The following is a 20,548-nucleotide window of genomic DNA, read 5'->3' as shown; positions in this document are numbered from 1 at the left end:
GGCATACCAAAGGAACCACTAAGGGGCATACCAAAGGAACCACTAAGGGGCATACCAAAGGAACCACTAAGGGGCATACCAAAGGAACCACTAAGGGGCATACCAAGGGAACCACTAAGGGGCATACCAAGGGAACCACTAAGGGTCATACTAAAGGAACCACTAAGGGGCATACCAAGGGAACCACTAAGGGGCATACTAAAGGAACCACTAAGGGGCATACCAAGGGAACCACTAAGGGTCATACTAAAGGCGGACAAAAGCCAACTACAGAACCTGTAACTGATGTTGACTACAGCTCAGAAGATGAAGAATTTGATTATCACGATAGAGGTGTAGCCGGCGAGGATGCAAGAGTTGAGCGCGGCCAAAGACTTGAAGGTGAAAGAGCCTTTGATCCATTTCGCAGCGAATTAGAAGAAGCTGAGTCGGACAGGCTTGAAGAAGAAGAAGAAGAGAAAGAGAGAAAGAGACGTCGTAGATAGACTCAGACTCTTCTAAATAAATATGAACTAGCGGATCGAAAGGTCCGCTAGTTTTTTTATGCCTTTGTTATATTTTTCGAAGATTTATAAATTAATTCTGGGATATGCTTGAAAGTGCTTTCAAAATGATTCTTAATTATTTAAAAGTGTTGTATCGTAACCAAACTTAAAGCGGAGCTGAATGGTGGCAAAAGAAGAACTCATTGAATTTGAAGGTGTTGTACTGGAACTTCTCCCTAACGCTATGTTTAAAGTCAAATTAGAAAATGACCACATTGTTCTGGCTCACACCTCAGGCAGAATGCGTAAGAATAGAATTCGCGTCCTAGTAGGAGATCAAGTTACCGTGGAAATGACCCCCTATGACCTTTCTAAGGGCCGCATCACTTTCCGACAAAAATAATCCTGATTTGTGCTAAATACCGAGAGTAGGAACCCTACTTCTTGGTCCCGCGCGCACAATATCCAATATCAATCACACAGACGTGTCATGCCAGAACTTTTAGGCACTTCTAGGCGAACCGGCGTCTTAAGCCGGTGAGTGTTAGAGTGACTTGGTATCTGGTATCCAGTGTTGTTTTTGCCACACATTCGTTTCTTATAAACGATTTTCCTAGATTCCAGATCATGAAGGATTCTAAGAGGCACCTAGGATTTGCAAAAGCTTCATACAATCATTATCTCAGTGGTAAAAATTTATAGCTATACTGCTAATTTTTCTACAGTTCGTGTGGTGCTTTGACCGGGGACTATCTGTGCTAAAACCACTTTACCACCGTAACTGTGAACAACATCTGCTCCCACAATATTCTCGATTTTATAGTCCGCGCCCTTTATCAAAACATCTGGACGGAGCCCTTCAATAAGCTTTAGGGGCGTGTCTTCTTCAAAAAGAACGACGCCGTCTACCATTTGTAAGGAAGCAAGAACAGTTGCCCGTGCCATTTCTGACTGGATAGGGCGCGTTGGACCCTTATAGCGTTTAACAGAAGAATCTGTATTCACGCCTATAAAGAGCTTATCGCAATGCTGGCGGGCTTCTTCAATGGAGGATATATGACCCGGATGCAATAGATCGAAAGTCCCGTTTGTGAACCCAACCGTCTGACCTTTCCGCTGCCAACGGAGGCGACGTTCAATGGCCTCTTCTAACGTATAAACCTTTCGTTCTGCCGTTTGAAACTTTTCTTGAGGTGAATCAGCCAAGAGCTCTTCTTTGGAAACCACGGCAGTCCCCGCCTTTCCAACAACGATTCCGCCGGCCTTATTAGCCAAATGAACAGCCTCTGTCAAAGTCAGTCCAGCACCAAGGGACGACGCCATTAAGGCGACAACCGTGTCCCCAGCTCCTGAGACATCAAAAACTTCCAATGCCGTCGCACGTACATGCTCAACATAACCTTCATCCGTAACTAATGTCATTCCATCCGGACCGCGCGTCACAAGAACCATTTTGATCTTACAAGTCTTTATGATTTCTTGTGCCGCCGCTATACAGCTTTCATCACAGTCCGTTTCCATCTCAGTTGCTTGAGCCAATTCTTGTCGATTTGGAGTTACGAGTGTCGCCCCCTCATATCTCGCATAATCACGCCCTTTCGGGTCCACAATAACAGGCGTATGATTCTTTTGGGCCTCAGCAATAAGTCCCTTTATGAGATCACGGTTCAGGACTCCTTTCCCATAATCCGATAAGATAAGAGCCGAAGCCTTTGGTAGCGCTTGTAAAGAAACATCTTGAAGCTTTTGAATAATGGAATCGGGAAAAGGAACGGACGTTTCTTGATCTACTCTTAAAAGATGTTGGTTCCCCGAAATATACCGTATTTTTAAAGGCGTCAGAAACTTCTCATGAGAAATAAGGTGGGGCGAAATAAGCGTATGCTGCTTCAACAAGTCTTGCACAGCCTGACCGGTTTTATCTTTTCCGATTCCGCCCACAAGTAACGTCGAAATACCAAGACCCTCTAAGTTGCGTGCTACGTTTCCAACACCGCCTAAGATATTCTTCTCAGATGTCATCCGAAGAACAGGAATCGGAGCCTCTGGTGAAATGCGTTCAACCTTTCCTTGAACGAACCTATCGAGCATGACATCACCAATACACAATACGGTGCAAGTGGATAATTTATTTACGAGTTCACCCACACTCCGTTGTCGTGGTATCTTTTCCATTTTCAAATCATCCATAATCTATTTCACAATCACAAGCCTTGTTGGAGATAGTCACTTATAGAAAACTTGAAAAATTAAATCAAGGAGTATGAAATTCAACAAAAACCCCTTTGGTTCCATTTGGAACTGGGTTTTTCAATCCAATTTGAAACGAAATGGTGTCTCCTGGAAGAATTCTCTCATCCCCAACGTTTTCAACCATCTGAGCTAACGTACAGTCGTTAGTCTCACATTTTTCGGCATTTTGAAAAGTGATCCGTATGGAAGGGATTTTCCGAGCAGTGCTCGAGGAGTTCCGAATTTCCCCTCGCAAAATGGGAAGTGTGGTTTCAGGATCTCTCTCCCACAGCAAATTTCTGAGCTCAAATCCCATATCTCGAGTCGTTATCTGCAAACCAATTAATTCATAGAATGGCTCAAGGGTTGGAAAATAGCGCACAATATGATCGCGCGCAAACATACCCCCACCTATAAATACGGTGGCAAGAATGGTAATAACGAGCCAAACAAGGGTTCTTTTCTGTTGCATTGTAGGAGCAGTTGGCAACTTTGCAGCCCCCTCTTTAGGCTCAGTTGGAATGACGGACACACTCTCCACAAGCTCTATGGATTCTGGCATATCTGATGCTGGGTCCTGATGCCATGCATTGGAGCAACCAGAACACCTAACATCCCGCCCTTGAGCGCCTAAAGACTCCGGATCGATAATGTAGCGTCTCGAGCATGCCGGACAGGTTATGATCATCTTTGTAGTACCTTGTTCATTATTTTGTTATAAATGCTTATCAAGCTCTGTACAATAACGTATCGTAAAAAAAGTGCCTTTTTCTGAGGATATTCGACATGGTGAGGAGATATAAATGCAAAAAGGCGCAGGCCAAAAACTGATAAGATTTGATAACGTAGGCCTCCGGTTTCCCGGTGGGATTGATGTATTTAAAAATATCAACTTCAGCCTTCTTCAAGGAACGTTTCACTTTTTGACCGGTCCAAGTGGTGCTGGAAAGTCATGTATGCTCCGACTTATCCATCTTTCAGAAAGGCAATCACAGGGAACCATTTCTCTCTTCGATCGAGATAGCACGACTATTAAACGGTGGGAAGTCCCGATTTTTCGTACTAAAATGAGCGTTGTTTTCCAGGATTTTCGCCTTATCCCGCACCTATCTGCTCTTGATAATGTAGCGCTCCCTCTCCAAATTCGCGGGGTCAGCACACACACAAGCAGAAAACAAGCCTCCGAGCTACTGGATTGGGTTGGTCTCTCCGATCACTTGGATCTGTTCCCTAAGGCTCTTTCTGGCGGGCAAATGCAGCGTGTTGCAATAGCTCGTGCCGTCATCACCCGTCCCCAACTCCTATTGGCAGACGAACCAACTGGAAACGTAGATGATCAAAATGCTCTAAAAATTATGTACCTTTTTGAAGAACTCAACAAGACAGGGACCACCGTCATTATCGCAACACACAACAGATCTCTTGCAAAAGAATTTCCCTATTCTGAGCTTTATCTTCATGATAAGACCTTAACTGTGAATCTTCCTAAAGGTGCGAAAAGCATTTGATATGTCCTCAGAAATCCCCTTAACCAAAGATCCCTCCACCCGATACGTCCCTTGGGTTATCGGTTTGTTGATGTACTTAGCCATTCTCGCAACGTTCAGTTATTGCATTTTGCAAGGCATGATTGGATTCTGGGCACTAGGAAGCACCCAAAGTTATACCATAGAGATTCCGGCCCAAATTAAAGTTGATGCATCCGATTCCCTGGAAATGGAAAGGCGAGAGAGCCACGAAATGGAATACATCGCTGCAGTGCTTGCAAAAACACCTGGTATTAAAAGTGTTGAGGTCTTGCCCCGGGAAGAATCCCTTGCCTTATTGGAACCATGGCTAGGAAGTGGGACTTTTTTGAAAGATTTACCCATCCCCAAACTCATTGATATAAAAGTTGTGTCAAATCTAAAATTTAATATGGCACAATTGTCAGCAACCCTTGAACGCATCAATCCCCACATTCGGCTGATAGATCATCGTGCTTGGCATCAAAGTGTTGCTTCTTCAAGTACTATTCTAGAAACAACCCTCCTTTTTATCATCGGATTCATCGTCATCTCTATCCTTGGAACAATTGCTTTTACCACCCAAACGAGTCTTTTGATGCACCGATCTATCATAGAAATTCTCTCACTTATTGGAGCATCAGACAATTATATTGCCCAACAGTTTCAAAGATACGCGCTCTCCATGGGTATCAGAGGAAGTATTATTGGATTCATTTTGCTTGTTCTGACTGTAATAAGCTGGCTCTGGTTCTTTGACTGGGATAAAGGAGCCTCCTTTTTCAATATTATATCTCCACAAATTTCATGGCTTTGGCTTCTCATTGGGATTGTTCCCTTTATCATCATCCTTTTGATGATGTTTTCTGCCCATAAAACAACTAAATCTACTTTGGAAAAAGCTTTTTAGAAATGACAGCAACAAAACTTGTTCTTTTGGATAGAGATGGGGTTATTAACGAGGATCGACAAGACTATGTCAAATCTGTTGAAGAATTCGTCATCCTCCCCGGTGTCATAGAGGCTATTCAACTGTGGAAGCAAGCTGGTTGGAAAATCGCCCTTGTTACCAATCAATCTGCTATTGGACAAAATATCATATCTGAAGAGGATCTCCAGGCAATCCACGACCACCTACAAACGGTTCTAAGAAAAAATAACGCCAAGATTGATAAGATATACGTTTGTCCTGATCACCCCCAATTCCCAACGAATCGACGAAAGCCAAATCCTGGAATGATTCATGAGGCGCTAGCAGACTTTAATGTTGAGGCTGCAGAAACCCCTTTCATCGGAGATACTATAAGGGATCTTGAAGCTGCATTCAGCGCCGGATGCCCGCGTCATTTAGTGCGAACTGGTCATGGTCGCGCTATCGAAAAGGAAGGTCTCCCCCTATCCATCCTGCCAGTCAGCATCCATGATGACTTACTTTCAGCAACAAAATCCATATTAACTCCGTAGAGACTTCATCTTTGACCTTTTCAAAAAAGCGCCCTTCTTTCTTTCAGAGTATAAAACGCTTCATATTGGGAATAACGTTTGTCTTTGGACTATGGTTTGTTGGGCTTCTCGCCTTTGTAGATTCGATCCCGTTAAAAGTTGAAGATCGTGATACACCCACTGACACGATTGTCGTTCTAACAGGAGGCAGCCTGCGATTAAGAGAAGGATTTTCCCTTCTGCAGAAAGGCGCCGCCAAAACTCTTTTTATTTCAGGAGTAAATAAAAGCGTCCTCTTGAGGGACCTCCCAAAGTATAACCCTTTATCCAAAAATCATACCGACAAAGTAGGACTTGGACATAAAGCAACCGATACAGTGGGTAATGCCGAAGAAACAGCAGAATGGATGAGGAAAAATAAGTACAAATCGCTTCGACTCGTCACCTCTAATTATCACCTCCCCAGAAGTCTTGTTGAGGTACAGTCTGCTTGCCCGGATGCTCTTATTATTAGTCACCCAGTATTCCCTAAAAAGTTAAATTTACACAGTTGGTGGACGCAGCCATCAACTGCCACCCTTATAATTTCCGAATATTCAAAATTTATCGTATCCTACTCCCGTCAGGCCATTTTAAAGGCTTTTCATTGACACAGGCTGCTTTTCTTGAGATCTATCATTCATGTTTTACGGATATAGCTAGCTTATGCACATTTTTTTGAGATCACTGATTTTTAATATTTTGCTCGTTCTCGCGACTCTTGTTTTGGGTGGCCTTTCCTTTCCCTGCCTGTTTATCTCTCGCAATATTGCCTTCAAAGTTTCCCATCTTTGGACAATGACAGTTCTCTTCCTGTTCAAATCCATTATTGGAGTTAAAATAGAAATTATTGGGAAGGAATACGTGCCCACAAATGCAGCGCTTATTGCATCCAAACATCAATCAGCCCTTGAAACTATCTTTTTCAATATTCTTTTTAATTCTCCTGTCTATATTTTGAAGAAAGAACTCCTATGGATTCCCATCATTGGCTCTTTCTTCAAAAAATTGGGCATGATTGCCATCTCTCGGAAAGGGACTACATCTTTGAGAAAATTAACCCGAAGGGCCAGTGAGACACTTTCCCAAGGAAAATCACTGGTCATATTTCCAGAAGGAACCCGATCTGAACCAGGAAAAACGGGACGGTATCGTCCAGGCATAGACATAATTTATAGTGATCTACAGATCCCAGTCACGCCAGTCGCTCTCAATACAGGGCTGATTTGGCCTAAGAATAGTTTTAGAAAGTATCCCGGCACTGTTACTTTTCATGTCCTGCCACCCATCCTTCCGGGAATGGATCAAAAAACTTTTCTGCCATACCTAAAAGAAACGATTGAATCTGCCAGCCAAGATCTATTAGATATACAAAAGCCTTATTTAACAAGGAAGCCATCAGATGGATAAAACCAAAAGAATTATCATAGCCTCACTCGTTGTTTTCGTTGCAGGATACAGCCTTTTTTGGTGGTATTCAGCATCTCAATTAAAAGTCCATTTTCAAGAAGAACTTGCAAAAAATAGTTATTTCTCAATCAATTACGACAAAATTGAAGTTGGTGGATATCCTTTCTCCTTACAAATCAAACTGCTCAACCCAAATTTTTCCTATCAAAAAGATAATGTGCTCGTCGAGGGGACCTCTAGAGACACCTTGGTATCTGCTTCAATTTGGAACTGGAGCGCCTTAAAATTCCAAATTTCCTCTCCCCATAAATTTCTCGTATCCAACGATGAAAAAACTTATGGTTTTGAGGCAAATCTCACTCAAGGACAATTAAATGTTTCAGATTCTTGGAGCTTTGAGATTAGTTCGCAGAGTGTCTTTTTATACGAGAATAATACCCCTTGGGCAGATTTAGACGCATTTTCTGGGACATTTCAAAAGAAAACAACTGATGCCACCATTTCCTTTAAAACATCTCTGAATGCGCTCACCCTGCAAAATCCTCCTCTTTCGATGGAACAAGGCATTCAAGAGGTTCGCATTGAAGGGACGATCTCTGAAGTATCAGCCCTAGAGTCAGCTGATGACACTTCTCTGGCACAAACATTAGAAAATTGGAGAGATAAGGGTGGCATCCTTGAGATAAGAACTGCCTTGATAAACTGGCCTCCAGCGGCCCTTTCCCTAGAAGGAACTCTGGCATTAGATCATACCCTACAACCAGAAGGGGCCTTTACAACAAAGCTCATGGGCGTCCCGGTAATGCTAGAATCTTTAGAAAAAAATAAAGTCATTTCATCCAAAGAGCGTCAGCTATTTTCCCTTGCATCGGCCTTTATGGAGGGAGAAGACGGCATTACGTTACCTATAACCCTTCAGGAGGGACGCCTTGTCTCTGGGCCTGGAACGCTCCTTAAACTTCCAAGGATCCAATGGTAGCTTCTTCCCCCCTTAATCCCAGAAACATTCTTGTTTACGTAGGCCTTGATCTGGTCGGAGATGGCTTGATCAAGATACCCTTTGTCCGTGCTCTAAGAGAAACATTTCCAAAAGCCCATATTACTTGGATGGCAGGAAAAGGAAAAAGTGCTTTCAGCTCTCTTCTAAAACCCATCGTAGATCCCTTACTAGATACGGTCATAGAGAATCAAAAATTCGGAACTGGCTTCAAGGATCTTTTTAAGAAACAAGTTACGACCCATTATGATCTTATTATTGACACACAAAACGGATTTCTAACCGCCCTTAATCTTAAAAAAATACCTCATACGACCTTTATTTCATCTGCCTTTAACTTTCTTCTTTCGGACATAAAATATACCGCAGGAAAACTCCCCACTTCTTTGGGCGAGCGCTTGGTTGCTTTTGTAAATATGCTACGAAAAAGGCCTTTGAATACATTGCCACCTCTGCCCATTTCGGAAGAGATGAAATCAGAAATCAACCGTCTCCTTCCTCAGAATCTTCTCCCCTACGTGGGTCTTGTTCCTGGCGCTGGTGGAAAGCACAAATGCTGGCCTTTGGAAAACTTTTGCGAACTTGCTCAATGGTTGTTAACGCAAAAAACACAGCCCGTATTTTTGATTGGCCCTCAAGAGATAGATTGGATCGATTCTATTAAAGCTAAAGTACCAGGTGCCCTTTTTCCACTGCAAAAAGAATCTTCCTTTAAGTACTCCCCCTTACTGACCATAGCGTTGGGCCTAAGACTGAAATTTGTTATTTCCAACGACTGTGGCACGGCGCACATGCTGGCTGTGTCGAATACACCCATTTTGTCCCTTTTTGGCCCAACCAATAGTGAAAAATTCGCCCCTTCCACCAAGATGGTAAGAGTTCTCACTGCGCAGTCCTTTGGTGGGAAAGAAATGCTAAATATACCGTTAAGTGCGGTACAAGAGGAATCAAGCCATTTTTTGGAGCACTCGTCCCAACAAAAAGGGGCTTTTTCTTAACTGCCGGGTTACATTTTTTGGTAAACCATTTTATAGCTACTGCAATAAAAAACTTTAACGCGCCCGTAGCTCAGCAGGATAGAGCGCAAGATTCCTAATCTTGAGGTCGTGGGTTCGAATCCCGCCGGGCGCACCATCCGTCTTCGCTTCGCTACGACGTGATAAATCCGCCAGGATTTATGAGACGGAGCGTTAGAGAAGCGGATGCCTCGGCGTAGCTCGGAGAGCGTAGACGGGCTATCAGAGTCATATTTCAATATTTCTAATATGAATGTTTTATTTTCCGAAAGCATATAGAAAGCATTTGAATGAAAGTCAGATAACTCGCGTAGTATGTACGTAAGCGCATCTTGGCCTGGTGAAACACCTGATTCTTTGCAGCCGAACCATTTCATTCTTTTATAATCAGAACTTTCAGCAATCTATCATGTTTGCAGCCCTAAACCCGAAGTTCGTAGGTTTACATCCTGCCCCACTTACAAAGAAACTCAAAAAATTTGAACGATTCAATGATCAGCTCAAAAACTCCGGACCCACAGGATAAGTGCATTGTTTGCTTGTATCAGGCTATTAGAATATAACTAGACTGTTAAATCTATTTGGAGGCAGTTTTGTGAGTATGCCCAGGGAGAGGATTAGTAAAGATATTGGACTTTTAATAGGTGGTGTTGGAACTCTATTGATTGGTTTGGCCGCTATATGCACTATCTTTCAAGTTAGTGGAACCTTGAATGAAATTTTTCAAATTCAAGAGCAAGCAAAAGACATAACACGTGGAGTTAATGATATTAAAGATGCAGTTAAAATACTTGACCAGGCTCGTATAAAAATTGACCAGGTAACACAAGAAACAGCTTATGGAGTTAACGAAATTAAACAGATAGTAAAATCTCTTGCTCAAATGATTGGAGATAATGGGACTAAAGGTTTGCTCAAGAACACAGAAAATTCCAGTCCAGCCGAAGTACAAAGAGTTGTAGATGCAATTCCAACTTCCTCAAAAAATCTCTCAATAGGTGAAATTTTTATTCCCAGACCAAAAAAGAAAGCTTTATTCGAGACGTTATCCTCCAAGAAAAGTGAAAATAAAAAGAAGATGGAGGTAGAAAAAATGATTAAAATCAAAGGAATTAATACTGACGAAAAATAAGTGGTGAAATGTCAGAATCAACTATATTCTCGACACAAAAAAAACTAAACCTACAAAATCATGGCTTTTCAGGACAGACTTCATTGTCCTTTGCAGCTAACATACTCTCGCAAAAAAAAATCTCAAAGACCTCTCCTGAGACTTAGCTTGCTTTAAAAGGTACAAACAATTTCAAAAAAAGTAATAAGGAAAAAAGTCGAAATGTCCGTTCGGTAAGATTGAAATTATAGAAAGGCGCACATATAGTTGTAGAGATGCAGGTAAGACGTCATATTTATTTTGATGAGCGGGCATTATTCTATGCGGCATCAACATACTCACGCCAGATAGATACAAAAGCACTGAATCAATCTGACTGGTACAGAAGTTTGAGGCCAACATATGCTATTCAGGTTCTGAACTATGATAGTAATCGACTAAGAGGAATAAAAGACTCCGTTTTAGAGGACACACAGACTGAAAGAACCAGGTCTCATCCCATGGCAGACAACCAATACTTGAAGCACTATGTTATGACTGATAAATATTCTAGTCAAACAATAAACCATTTACAGATGATTCAGATCGAACTTCCTAGAGTACCGAAAAAGTTGTTTCCTCCAGAAAAGGATTTCACGGAAAAAGATTGGTGGTTGAGTTTGTTCAAGCATGCAAAAGAATATACGAGAGAAACATTAGACTCTTTGGAGGGCCAAGGAATAAAGGCACCAGATAGCATATTAAAAGCATTTGGAAGATTAGAAATGTCTCGTTGGGAACCCGAAGTAGTGAAAGAATATGCGACGGATGTTTTAGATCTTGAGCAGTATGGTTCAATGTTAGCTGTTGAGAGGGCTGAGGGAGCACAAAGTGCGAACACAGAAACTGCAAAAAGGATGATTGAAACTGGCGATTTTACTGATGACATTATAGCCAAATTGACTGAATTATCCCTTGAAGAAGTGAAGGGACTGAGGGAGAATTCTTCAGAATAAAGTCTGTGAGTTTTGATTGGGGTTCGCTTGTGTGGATACGTTTCGAGACTCTTCACTGAACTGTATCAAGAATTTAGCAAGTATAAAAAAAACAGAAATTCGAAAATTTATTGATAAACAGATATACGACTAAGCAAAGAGCATCTAGAGCGTAAATTTGACAAAACTGCTCAAACCCAGTATTAATGTCATAGAGTTTGGCCAAAGCCACTTATTGAGATAATTTTTTCTGGAAAATGTCTGCCTGCGATGGCAATGCGTGAGAGCACACTTTGACCTCACCTTTTTTCCGCGAATTTTAGCTTTCTATTTTTTGCTCCTATTCAGACTTTGAAATGCGACCCTTGCATTGTGCAGGGTGCATGCATGAACGCATCACTATAAGCGTTTACAAAATCAGGAGGCATGAATATGCCCGTCGATACTTTTCCAAAAATGAAACCAAAAGCGCTTCCCTATGACAGACCAACACAACCTAAAACAGCGATCATTTATTGCGAAGATAATTTTGGAAGAATAGATGGAAAAACCGCCAATGGACTTATCCGTTATTCAGAAAAATATAAAATTCTTGCGGTCATCGATAGTACAAAAGCGGGACAAGATTGCGGCATGGTGCTGGATGACTCGCCCAATAATATCCCTGTCTGCCGCAATCTTCCCGAAGCCTTGAAGGTATCTGGAGGGGTGCCGGATAGCTTTATCTATGGCATGGCTCCTTTAAGCGGCATGCTGTCCGAAAATGAACGTGGCATTATGCTTGAAGCCATCACTCTTGGCATGAATATCGTGAACGGTCTTCATGAGTTTTTGAATGAAGACCCAGAATTTGCCGCCGCAAGCGCCTTGAATAACGTAAACATTCTTGATATTCGAAAACCACGCGACAAAAAAGATTTGAAAGTATTTAGTGGCCGTATCAAAGAAGTCACCTGTCCGCGTATTGCTGTGCTTGGTACTGATAGCGCTATCGGTAAACGCACCACCGCTACGATATTAACCAAGGCATTAAATGACCGTGATATTAAAGCGGTGATGGTTGGAACGGGTCAAACTGGCTTAATTCAGGGTGCGCGCTATGGCCTTGCTATTGATGCTATTGCGCCGCAATTTTGCTCTGGTGAAATGGAAGCCGCCGTTATAGAAGCCTTCGAAGGAGAAAGCCCTGACGTTATTATTATCGAGGGACAAGGCGCGCTCAGCCACCCGGCCTATCTAACTTCTTCCTATATCCTAAGAGGAAGCCGGCCTGATGGTGTTATCCTGCAACATGCACCGGGACGAATTAATCTTAGTGATTATCCTGAAATACCAATGCCGAGTGCAACCAGAGAGATTAATCTCATCGAAACATTTTCTGATACAAAGGTTATTGGCCTTACTATCAACCACGAAAACATGACAGATGATGAGATTGGTGAAGCGATCACGCACTATGAAGACACGCTTGATATTCCCGCTACAGATGCCTTAACCCGCTCACCAGATCATCTGGTGGAAATGATTCTTTTGGCCTTTCCGGTGCTTGAGAAAAAGATGCCTGCGGTTGCAAAATGAGTTCACCGCGACTGGAAATTGACCTCCGCAAAATTCACCATAACGCCCGTATATTAGTCGAACGTTTGGCCATTCATGGTATCTCAGTTACGGGTATTACGAAGGCAACCCTAGGTTCGCCTGAAATTGCGACAGTTCTACTTGATGCAGGCGTAAGTGCTCTCGGGGATTCCCGTATTGAAAATATAGAACGTATGCGAAAAGCGGGTGTACATACACAGATATTACTCATCCGTTCCCCTATGCTCAGTCAGGTCGAGCAAGTTGTGATGCATGCGGATATAAGCTTCAACACTGAACTTGATATTATCAATGCTCTATCTGCTGCTGCGCTAAAGTCTGGACGGACGCATGGTATTGTTCTCATGGTAGAGCTTGGGGATCTCCGTGAAGGTATAATGCCCGAAGACGTTGAAAGCACTGTGCGAAAAATACTTGAGTTACCGAATATAAAATTTAAAGGTATTGGCACGAATTTGGCTTGTCGCAGCGGTGTTACACCTAACGCTAAAAATATGGACAAGCTTTCGACATTGGCTAGTTCAATTGATACGACGTTCGGCTTTGAGATGGAGGTGGTCTCAGGCGGCAACTCTGGCAATTTTGAATGGGCATTCAGCGGTGTGGATACAAGACGCATCAATAACCTTCGCTTTGGTGAATCTATATTGCTTGGCCTTGATCCTCTTAATCGAAAGCCAATCGACGGCCTGCACATCGATGCTTTTAAACTTATAGCTGAAGTTATCGAGGCGAAGGTCAAGCCATCGCAGCCATGGGGTGAAATTGCACAAACCGCATTTGGGCCGTCACAACCAATCACAAATCAAGGTAACATCTCTCAAGTTTTACTGGCACTTGGCGAGCAGGATACTGATCCGAACGGGCTAACGTCACCACCCGGCGTTGAGATTCTTGGTGCCAGTAGCGACCATCTTATTTTAGATGCAAATAATAATTTATCCGTAGGCGATGAAATTGCATTTCAGATGAACTACAGCGCACTTGTTCGCGCTATGACTTCACCTTTTATCGTTAAGGTTATGTCAGAATAGCCGCATTTTTTGTGGACAAGTTTTTACGGTACAAGACGTGGTACAGAGACACTACCCAAATATAAAAACGTAATTAAATCAGCTCACTAAATCCAAAAGTCGATTGCGACTCCCGCAACCAAGGACAAAAGGCTCAGCAAGAATTCCGGAACAGCCAAAAAATCTCGGTGCCGCACTGATGCCGCAGCTGGAAGGAAAGTTTTCTAAAATATTGTCTCAAGGATTTATTGTGTCCTTTCGGATAGAAAGGACATTCGCTTCGCTACGATGTGATAAATCCGCCAGGATTTATAAGCCGTTGCGTTAAAGAAGCGGATGCCTCGGTGTAGCTCGAAGAGCATAGATGGGCTAATCGATACACCAAAAAGGGAGTAACCAGGTTCATGGGAACTATGGAGGGAAACTGCAGTTAATATTGACAAATGGAATTCCAAAAAAACGTTGAGCAAACAAATGCGTTAGAACTGAATCAAGTTTATGCTTAAACGCATCGACATTAACCTCTGCTTGGGCCCAGGCACTAAGTAACGCAAGACTGTGCTCCATTTGGTAAACACGTTCTTCCACGTGATTTGAAGCTACTACTATTTGCGAACTTTCAAAAGGAATTGAAAATTCTCTACGAATTACAGAAGGCCGCAGTTCTTCCTCCCATTCATAGGCTTGAAAATTTTCTACTTCGGTATCTCCCGGGAAGGCAAAAGCTGAAGACGTCTGCAGCGTAATTGTTGCACATATTGCGCCACAGATTAAGAGTAGTAGTTTTTCCATTTGATCTCCGTCACTTTCATTAAATCATACATTTCTAAAACGGTAAGAAACTTGATATAAAACCAGACACCGCATCTTTTGCTAAACCCTTTGCAAAATCTTCGATCCCAAATCCGCTGTTTTCTGTACCTTTCGCCTTACGTGAAGAAACCGGCTGTTTAGGAATTTCATTTGCATCTTATTTTCTCCTATGGGAGAGCCTGATCTGATAATTTTAGTTGAATCGTCGGACATTACACGCGCCCATACATATTCATTATGTAATATAGAACGCAGTTAGATCGCATATATTTTGCAAAGACAATACAAAATAAACGCATCTTTTTCAAAAAGTTCCTTCTAAGCGCCGTTTCAAGGTTCCTAATCTTAAATCCAGCAGGATTTATGAGGCGCCACGTTAGAGACGCGGATACCTCGGAGCAGCTCGGAGAGTGTGGAAGGGCCATCAGAGCACCACCACGCCTCTTTAATGATTTTCCGCTCATAACTCATGTCACAGCAAAATGAAAACGGGCCTGCTTAAAGCTCTTTTGGTGCAATCTGAAAGCCCCGTCTTCTCCTCAACCAATTTGACTTTTGAGGCTCCCTGCACTAGGGTTCGCTGAATTTATTAGGTCCCATTCTCAAACTTTTGGAAAGACTTTAATGTTTGAACTTGCTTTTGACTTCTTGGAAGAAATAAACGACTTTTTGTGGGGCTACATTGGCGCCTTTCTTATTTTGAGCATTGGACTCTTTTTCACGGTCAAATCACGCATTATGCAACTCAGAGAATTTCCCAAAATTTTTGGATATTTTATCAAATGTTTTGAGATCAAAAAGGAAAAAGGACCGAAAAGCACACTCCCAACTCCTATTAAGGCATTTTTTGCCTCTTTAGGTGGCTGTGTAGGTATAGGAAACCTTGTAGCTGTGGCTATTGCCGTTCAAGTAGGAGGCCCCGGGGCCCTTGTTTGGGTTTGGATCGTAGCCTTTTTGGGCATGATTTTAAAATATTCCGAGATCTATTTAGGCATCAAGTATCGCAAACAGAATCCCGATGGGACCTATTCGGGGGGGCCTATGTTTTTCCTCTCGAAGGCCTTTCCAAAACTGCCCTGGGTTCCCTATTTGATGGCCTCCTTGTTGTGCATCTATGGTGTCGAGATCTTTATGTTTGCAACCATTAAAGAAAGCCTGGTCATTAACTGGTCATTGCCCCCCCTATGGGTAAGTTTAGGATTGCTAGCCCTCATCCTTTTCAGTGTCAGAGGTGGCGTGCAACGCATCGGAAATATCAGCGGTATTATGATTTCAGTATTTATTGTGGTTTACTTAGGCATGACAGGATGGGTTTTATGGCAAAATCTGGACGTCATTCCAGAGATGTTCTTTTTGATTTTCTCCACCGCCTTTACAGGACATGCGGCCGTCGGAGGGTTCGCCGGCAGCACGCTGCTTATCGCCATGTCAAAAGGAATTTCCAGCGCCTGCTATTCAGGTGATGTGGGAATTGGGTATGCCTCAATTATCCATAGTGAAGCCAAGACAGATTCTCCAGAAAAGCAGGCTAGCCTGAGTATTGCGGGCATCTTTCTGGATACGTTTGTTGTCTGTACTTGCACGATTTTGCTTTTGCTCTCAACAGGCGTTTGGACCATGCCCATTGAAGGAAGCTTGCTCGTCCAAACGGCCCTAGGAAAATATTTTCCCTATATGAATATCTTTATGCCCATATTCTTATTTGCCCTTGGTTTTTCAACCATCATCGCCTATATGTTCGCGGGCCTAAAGTCCGCACGCTTTATATTCCCAACCTACGGAGAAAAAGCATACTATGTATTCGCGACGGCTTCCTTTATGATCTTTTCCTTCTTTGATGCCCGATATGCTCTGACGGTCATGTACATTTCTGGGGGCCTCTTAATGACCATTAACTTACCCGCCATTTTAAAATTATGGCGAAGCGTGGTTTTTGACATTCGGTGACATCAACTTCGTATTGGATCATTATTATTTCTCATCTTCCGAATTATATGCGTCTTCGTCGCTTTCAACGGAAGATAGATCATCTTCCTTTACTTTTGGAACCATCAGGCCCACCACCGCTCCGCCAATAGGAGTAAGAGTAGTCTCCACTGTTGGACTAGGTGGTGAAACATTCACTCCTAAACGGTTAAGATCACTCTGTGGGATGACTGTGACACTGCTCGACCGTGAGGTTGCTAGCCTTAGTTTCCTTTTCGTATCTTCTTCTTCCTCTGATAGATCCTGACCCTCAAGTTTCTTTTTTTCTCTTTCCAGCCGAGCCTCTTGCAATTTTCGTCTATCCGCGTCTGTCATGGTAAATGTGACTGATGGTCTGCGTTCACTAAACGATTTGGAGCGCTGAAGTCGGCTTTTATTAGCGGATTTATAAACGACCGAAGAACTACGCGCCACATTTGACACCGACCTACGGCGGACACGAGAGTTTTGGTATTCCTCACGTTTCCTCTGCTCCTCATCAGAATCCAACTCCTCCTCTTCTTGCAGGTCATCAACTTCCCCCCCTAGCTCCCAGTCGTAAGAAATAGCAAATTCATCCATTTCAATAGAAGATAAACAGGCCTCCTGCCCACCTTTTGATCTGAACACACGCCCAATTTCGAGCCTTGGTTGCGTCAAAAAGCTTTTAATTCCATTAATATTAGCTTTCTCTGCTGAACAGACCCCTTTCAGCATCCATGAAACAAGCATGGGATTCACGGTAAGTCTTCGCGTTTTATCCTTCTCGTCAGGGTTGTAAAGGTACATTGTGCTTAAAATCTGAAGGGTTTCGCTTTTCTCTGGAGCCTCAGGCTCCCTTAATTTTCTACGAATACACAAGCAACCGCCTGTCTTGCCTTGTGCAACTTTCTTATCGTGCTTTTTCATTTTTTTTCTGTGTTTCTTCATTCTGCGCTCCCAATCCTCAAAGTCTTTTCTGGCTTTCACCATGTGCTCTGCGGATAGTACTGCTTGGGACATCTCTTCCGTCATTAAAGTATTAAGCCCATCAGTATTTGCTTTTAACCCACGTACAGCAGATCTTGTTGTTTGCTGGCTCTTTCCTGAGCCCTTATGTTTGGTTCTAAATGACTGCCATTTTGTCAGTCCAGCCCTTCTTTTCTGACCGTAACTTATTCCGATTTCTTCAAAACTCCGTATCAACCAACGATCACAATAATATTTATTCTCACTAGAATCCCATCGCCAACCAAAAATTTCAGCGAGTCTCGTGGCTCCCATCTGATCCACTGAAGCCAAGTGGCCTTTTACCTCCGCTCTTAAGGCCTCAATTGCATCATGCCCCGTCTTATCATAATTCTGGTCCACATCATCTCCGTATAGCCTAGAATCATAGTATGTAACTGTTCTTCGATACTTGCGCTGCGCTGTTTGAATGCCTTCCCCAAGCTCAGTAATTCGTGTTTTCCTGAATTGCATCTCCAAGTCTTCCCCCGTAACTACAGCCGAAAAGGTTGGACCTCCAGGACCTGCGAAACTTTCGGAAATTAGAAGTGCCGCCATAACCGTAAGGCTAAATATAAAGACAACAAAACTCTTAAATGAAATACATCTACACATTTGCGTGTTCCCCAACTTCTTTTTTCTTGAGATTTTATCACAGTTTTATACACTCAAATAATATTATTTTTCTAATATAAAAAAAAAGAAGCATTTTCAACAGATTTCGCATCAAAGGATAGCATAAACTCAATACAAAAGTTTTGTATTGAGTGGGTTTCTTTTGATTCATATACGAGTTGAGTACCATCAGCAGATGGACTCACCCTTCGGCCTGGTTTGTTATCTCTGATAAGATCCAGTTTGGATTCTTGGAGCCGATGGTCCGCCGAAAATTCCAGCTATCAACAAGCTCTTCACTTTGGTCAGGATCCCCTTCAAGAATCTTTCCTTTCTTGCCCTTCAAAACATTCGTTTGAAGGGACGTGAATTTTATTGAAATATTGATAACTTTTCCTTTGATGGACGCACCCTGGATGTCAGCCTTTAAATTTAGCAAGATACTCTCCAGGTGTTCCCCTGCTTTCTCACGCTCGTTTATGGCGCTTGCGAACGAAGTATAGACAGATTTTGCGAGAAGATTATTCAGCGTTTTTTTATCGCCGGCGGCAAAGGCCTCCAAAATCACAGAGAAGGCCCCCTTTGCTCCCTCAAGAAACTTTTCTGGATAAAAGCTTGGCTCTATGGCTCGAAGCTTCGTGAGAGGCTCTCTTGCCTCCTTTGGGACAATCTCCATAATGTCCTCTTCCTGAAACTCGGCCTCTACTGCCTGAGACTGCTTATTGGGTCTCAAGCTGACAACATTTGATTCAGCTCTTTTCTGGCTTACGTCTCGAAGAAAGTCCTTTTCCTTGGTCCCTTTTTCTTCATCTTCTCGTTTTTGACCTAAGACGCTTCGAAGCCTCAAAATGAGAAAAACAGCGATTAGGGCCAACAAAATGATGTCGAAAAAAGCAAATCCCACGTTCATATTTTCCCTTTGTTCATAGGAGTATCTTTTTTTACTTTACACGAAGGAGCCAGGAAGGTTAAGAGGGATAAGGTATTTAAATGTTTTTTGATCAAACGTCGGAAAGGATCCTTTATGGCTAAAAAGGCAGCGCCCCAAAAGAAAAAAGCAACAAAAAAAGATGGAAAAGCGGAATCGCTTACCCAGCTGACCATTAACACCCAATACATTAAGGATCTTTCTTTTGAAAACCCCAAAATGTTGGAAACTCTTTCGACACCCCCGAAGAAGGGGCCACAGATTAATGTAAACGTTGAAGTGCACGCCACGCCAATTGGCGAAAACATGTTTGAAGTCGTGCTCAATATTAAGGTGGAGTCAAAGGCTGACGACGAAAAGAGTGTGCTTTCCATCATAGAAGTTTCTTATGCAGGGATCTTCACATTGCCCTCGATTAAGGAAGGAAAAGGACACGACGAGCAGCTTAAGAGGCTTCTTCTGGTCGAATGCCCGAGACATCTGTTTCCTTTTGCACGCAGCATTATTTCAGATATCACCAAAGAAAGCGGCATGGCACCAACAGTGCTCGCCCCCTTTGATTTCGAAATTCTCTACCACAACCAGATTAACTAGCTTCCCAAAGAGGCTTTTTAATCCCTTTCATGAAGGCGTCGTGAGCGTCTCTTTCTGGCGCAGATGCCTCATGTGGCCGTGCCTCTCGGTGGATTTTTTCCTTTGCGTCCTGGCCTGTAGGAGCGCTTTTACCCTGCCCATCCCATTGAAAGCTTAGTTGGCGCCCGCCCGTCAGCTCTAGATACACCTCTATCAACAGCTCCGAGTCCAAAAGAGCTCCGTGATTTGTCCGGTGAGAGTTGTCTATTTTAAATCGCCGGCACAAAGCATCCAAATTAGCAGGAGCGCCTGGGAATTTTTTACGGGCAATTTGGAGCGTATCCACAACATTTTTCATTTCCAAGAGAGGCGCCTCTAGGATCGTCAGCTCTGCATTTAGAAACTTCATATCAAAGGGGGCGTTGTGAATAACAAGTGTTGCATCCCTGACAAAATCTAGAAACTCTCCTGCCACGTCTTTAAACAGAGGCTTGTCTTGTAGAAATTCGTCCGTTAGCCCGTGGATCTGTGACGCCTCTCTTGGAACGGGTCTTTCGGGGTTCAAATACTTATGAAACTGGCGACCTGTGGGGACACGATCAACGAGCTCTATACACCCAATTTCCACCAAGCGGTGTCCCGCCCGGGGCTCTAGACCTGTTGTTTCTGTGTCTAGGACAACTTCTCTTTCTGACATCTCGTTCCTGCTGCTTCTGGTTCCAAAAGACCCTTTAGGCGTAGTTTTATCATCCTCTTTCCAATTAAAAGGCTTTTTCCCACAGCCAACAACCAGCTTGTTGATTGATTTGTTCTCTTCTAAAATTGTGCTTAAATCAACTTCGC

The 20,548-nt window shown here is 42.9% G+C and carries 21 protein-coding genes and 1 tRNA gene; 16 read left to right on the top strand and 6 right to left on the bottom strand.

The genetic code is table 11. From position 1 onward, the window contains the following. The coding region (locus HOL16_05910; protein MBT5390224.1) for a hypothetical protein at nucleotides 1-485 on the top strand (485 nt) is incomplete at its 5' end. Between the two features lie 184 nt (nucleotides 486-669). Next, the gene (gene infA, locus HOL16_05905; GenBank protein ID MBT5390223.1) at nucleotides 670-888 is read left to right on the top strand and encodes a translation initiation factor IF-1; all 219 of its coding nucleotides are present in this window, start codon (nucleotides 670-672) and stop codon (nucleotides 886-888) included. A gap of 299 nt (nucleotides 889-1,187) precedes the next feature. Here infA and rfaE1 read toward each other — a convergent pair whose 3' ends face one another. Together rfaE1 and HOL16_05895 are read right to left on the bottom strand one after the other, a co-directional pair. Beyond that, a complete protein-coding gene (rfaE1, locus tag HOL16_05900; GenBank protein MBT5390222.1) occupies nucleotides 1,188-2,660 on the bottom strand; it encodes a D-glycero-beta-D-manno-heptose-7-phosphate kinase in 1,473 nt (490 codons plus the stop codon). Between the two features lie 79 nt (nucleotides 2,661-2,739). Further along, nucleotides 2,740-3,405, bottom strand: a complete 666-nt coding sequence (locus HOL16_05895; protein ID MBT5390221.1) for a hypothetical protein — start codon at nucleotides 3,403-3,405, stop codon at nucleotides 2,740-2,742. 115 nt (nucleotides 3,406-3,520) lie between these two features. On the opposite strand from HOL16_05895, the gene HOL16_05890 reads away from it, so the two are divergent. The 12 genes from HOL16_05890 to HOL16_05835 all read left to right on the top strand — a co-directional run bounded on the left by HOL16_05890 (nucleotide 3,521) and on the right by HOL16_05835 (nucleotide 13,845). Continuing rightward, on the top strand, nucleotides 3,521-4,225 hold the full coding sequence (locus HOL16_05890; GenBank protein MBT5390220.1) for an ATP-binding cassette domain-containing protein: 705 nt from the start codon (nucleotides 3,521-3,523) through the stop codon (nucleotides 4,223-4,225). Between the two features lies 1 nt (nucleotide 4,226). Continuing rightward, the gene (locus HOL16_05885) at nucleotides 4,227-5,132 is read left to right on the top strand and encodes a hypothetical protein (GenBank protein ID MBT5390219.1); all 906 of its coding nucleotides are present in this window, start codon (nucleotides 4,227-4,229) and stop codon (nucleotides 5,130-5,132) included. A gap of 2 nt (nucleotides 5,133-5,134) precedes the next feature. Next, on the top strand, nucleotides 5,135-5,686 hold the full coding sequence (locus tag HOL16_05880; GenBank protein ID MBT5390218.1) for an HAD-IIIA family hydrolase: 552 nt from the start codon (nucleotides 5,135-5,137) through the stop codon (nucleotides 5,684-5,686). Nucleotides 5,687-5,748: 62 nt separating this feature from the next. Further along, nucleotides 5,749-6,315 (top strand): YdcF family protein, encoded by a 567-nt coding sequence (locus tag HOL16_05875; GenBank protein MBT5390217.1) that lies wholly within the window; start codon nucleotides 5,749-5,751, stop codon nucleotides 6,313-6,315. Nucleotides 6,316-6,370: 55 nt separating this feature from the next. Beyond that, nucleotides 6,371-7,114 (top strand): 1-acyl-sn-glycerol-3-phosphate acyltransferase, encoded by a 744-nt coding sequence (locus tag HOL16_05870; protein MBT5390216.1) that lies wholly within the window; start codon nucleotides 6,371-6,373, stop codon nucleotides 7,112-7,114. Further along, complete coding sequence (locus tag HOL16_05865; GenBank protein ID MBT5390215.1) at nucleotides 7,107-8,093, top strand: DUF2125 domain-containing protein; 987 nt, start codon at nucleotides 7,107-7,109, stop codon at nucleotides 8,091-8,093. Before HOL16_05870 ends, HOL16_05865 begins: the two co-directional genes overlap by 8 nt. Further along, entirely contained in the window at nucleotides 8,087-9,109 is a 1,023-nt protein-coding gene (locus tag HOL16_05860) for a glycosyltransferase family 9 protein (GenBank protein MBT5390214.1), read from the top strand. The genes HOL16_05865 and HOL16_05860 overlap by 7 nt, the downstream gene beginning before the upstream one ends. Nucleotides 9,110-9,168: 59 nt before the next feature. Beyond that, nucleotides 9,169-9,245 (top strand) — tRNA-Arg (locus HOL16_05855). A gap of 477 nt (nucleotides 9,246-9,722) precedes the next feature. Beyond that, the gene (locus tag HOL16_05850) at nucleotides 9,723-10,259 is read left to right on the top strand and encodes a hypothetical protein (protein ID MBT5390213.1); all 537 of its coding nucleotides are present in this window, start codon (nucleotides 9,723-9,725) and stop codon (nucleotides 10,257-10,259) included. A gap of 254 nt (nucleotides 10,260-10,513) precedes the next feature. Then, the gene (locus tag HOL16_05845) at nucleotides 10,514-11,233 is read left to right on the top strand and encodes a hypothetical protein (protein ID MBT5390212.1); all 720 of its coding nucleotides are present in this window, start codon (nucleotides 10,514-10,516) and stop codon (nucleotides 11,231-11,233) included. A gap of 435 nt (nucleotides 11,234-11,668) precedes the next feature. Further along, nucleotides 11,669-12,790, top strand: a complete 1,122-nt coding sequence (locus tag HOL16_05840; GenBank protein MBT5390211.1) for a DUF1611 domain-containing protein — start codon at nucleotides 11,669-11,671, stop codon at nucleotides 12,788-12,790. After that, complete coding sequence (locus HOL16_05835) at nucleotides 12,787-13,845, top strand: alanine/ornithine racemase family PLP-dependent enzyme (protein MBT5390210.1); 1,059 nt, start codon at nucleotides 12,787-12,789, stop codon at nucleotides 13,843-13,845. Before HOL16_05840 ends, HOL16_05835 begins: the two co-directional genes overlap by 4 nt. A gap of 390 nt (nucleotides 13,846-14,235) precedes the next feature. Here the strand turns inward: HOL16_05835 and HOL16_05830 are convergent, their stop codons facing one another. Further along, nucleotides 14,236-14,616, bottom strand: coding sequence for a hypothetical protein (locus HOL16_05830; protein MBT5390209.1), 381 nt, complete (start codon nucleotides 14,614-14,616; stop codon nucleotides 14,236-14,238). A gap of 645 nt (nucleotides 14,617-15,261) precedes the next feature. On the opposite strand from HOL16_05830, the gene HOL16_05825 reads away from it, so the two are divergent. Next, entirely contained in the window at nucleotides 15,262-16,584 is a 1,323-nt protein-coding gene (locus HOL16_05825) for a sodium:alanine symporter family protein (GenBank protein MBT5390208.1), read from the top strand. A gap of 24 nt (nucleotides 16,585-16,608) precedes the next feature. Here the strand turns inward: HOL16_05825 and HOL16_05820 are convergent, their stop codons facing one another. After that, nucleotides 16,609-18,204 carry a hypothetical protein gene (locus HOL16_05820; GenBank protein ID MBT5390207.1) on the bottom strand — a complete coding sequence of 532 codons (1,596 nt, stop codon included), beginning with the start codon at nucleotides 18,202-18,204 and terminating at the stop codon, nucleotides 16,609-16,611. 202 nt (nucleotides 18,205-18,406) lie between these two features. Next, nucleotides 18,407-19,114, bottom strand: a complete 708-nt coding sequence (locus tag HOL16_05815) for a Tim44 domain-containing protein (GenBank protein MBT5390206.1) — start codon at nucleotides 19,112-19,114, stop codon at nucleotides 18,407-18,409. A gap of 114 nt (nucleotides 19,115-19,228) precedes the next feature. Between HOL16_05815 and secB the strand changes: the two genes are divergently transcribed. Then, nucleotides 19,229-19,726, top strand: a complete 498-nt coding sequence (gene secB / locus HOL16_05810; GenBank protein ID MBT5390205.1) for a protein-export chaperone SecB — start codon at nucleotides 19,229-19,231, stop codon at nucleotides 19,724-19,726. Here secB and dnaQ read toward each other — a convergent pair. Further along, a complete protein-coding gene (gene dnaQ / locus HOL16_05805; GenBank protein MBT5390204.1) occupies nucleotides 19,719-20,402 on the bottom strand; it encodes a DNA polymerase III subunit epsilon in 684 nt (227 codons plus the stop codon). The genes secB and dnaQ overlap by 8 nt on opposite strands. Between the last annotated feature and the right edge of the window lie 146 nt (nucleotides 20,403-20,548).

Source organism: Alphaproteobacteria bacterium (assembly GCA_018662925.1).
Taxonomy (GTDB): Bacteria; Pseudomonadota; Alphaproteobacteria; order 16-39-46; family JABJFC01; genus JABJFC01.
This window is presented reverse-complemented; position numbering and strand designations above follow the sequence as displayed.

What these genes read in the sequence shown, in the direction of transcription:
- rfaE1 (MBT5390222.1), bottom strand. Translation starts at nt 2,660, where the DNA reads ATGGAAAAGATACCACGACAACGGAGTGTGGGTGAACTCGTAAATAAA.
- HOL16_05895 (MBT5390221.1), bottom strand. Translation starts at nt 3,405, where the DNA reads ATGATCATAACCTGTCCGGCATGCTCGAGACGCTACATTATCGATCCG.
- HOL16_05890 (MBT5390220.1), top strand. Translation starts at nt 3,521, where the DNA reads ATGCAAAAAGGCGCAGGCCAAAAACTGATAAGATTTGATAACGTAGGC.
- HOL16_05885 (MBT5390219.1), top strand. Translation starts at nt 4,227, where the DNA reads ATGTCCTCAGAAATCCCCTTAACCAAAGATCCCTCCACCCGATACGTC.
- HOL16_05880 (MBT5390218.1), top strand. Translation starts at nt 5,135, where the DNA reads ATGACAGCAACAAAACTTGTTCTTTTGGATAGAGATGGGGTTATTAAC.
- HOL16_05870 (MBT5390216.1), top strand. Translation starts at nt 6,371, where the DNA reads ATGCACATTTTTTTGAGATCACTGATTTTTAATATTTTGCTCGTTCTC.
- HOL16_05865 (MBT5390215.1), top strand. Translation starts at nt 7,107, where the DNA reads ATGGATAAAACCAAAAGAATTATCATAGCCTCACTCGTTGTTTTCGTT.
- HOL16_05860 (MBT5390214.1), top strand. Translation starts at nt 8,087, where the DNA reads ATGGTAGCTTCTTCCCCCCTTAATCCCAGAAACATTCTTGTTTACGTA.
- HOL16_05845 (MBT5390212.1), top strand. Translation starts at nt 10,514, where the DNA reads ATGCAGGTAAGACGTCATATTTATTTTGATGAGCGGGCATTATTCTAT.
- HOL16_05840 (MBT5390211.1), top strand. Translation starts at nt 11,669, where the DNA reads ATGAAACCAAAAGCGCTTCCCTATGACAGACCAACACAACCTAAAACA.
- HOL16_05835 (MBT5390210.1), top strand. Translation starts at nt 12,787, where the DNA reads ATGAGTTCACCGCGACTGGAAATTGACCTCCGCAAAATTCACCATAAC.
- HOL16_05830 (MBT5390209.1), bottom strand. Translation starts at nt 14,616, where the DNA reads ATGGAAAAACTACTACTCTTAATCTGTGGCGCAATATGTGCAACAATT.
- HOL16_05825 (MBT5390208.1), top strand. Translation starts at nt 15,262, where the DNA reads ATGTTTGAACTTGCTTTTGACTTCTTGGAAGAAATAAACGACTTTTTG.
- HOL16_05820 (MBT5390207.1), bottom strand. Translation starts at nt 18,204, where the DNA reads ATGTGTAGATGTATTTCATTTAAGAGTTTTGTTGTCTTTATATTTAGC.
- HOL16_05815 (MBT5390206.1), bottom strand. Translation starts at nt 19,114, where the DNA reads ATGAACGTGGGATTTGCTTTTTTCGACATCATTTTGTTGGCCCTAATC.
- secB (MBT5390205.1), top strand. Translation starts at nt 19,229, where the DNA reads ATGGCTAAAAAGGCAGCGCCCCAAAAGAAAAAAGCAACAAAAAAAGAT.
- dnaQ (MBT5390204.1), bottom strand. Translation starts at nt 20,402, where the DNA reads ATGTCAGAAAGAGAAGTTGTCCTAGACACAGAAACAACAGGTCTAGAG.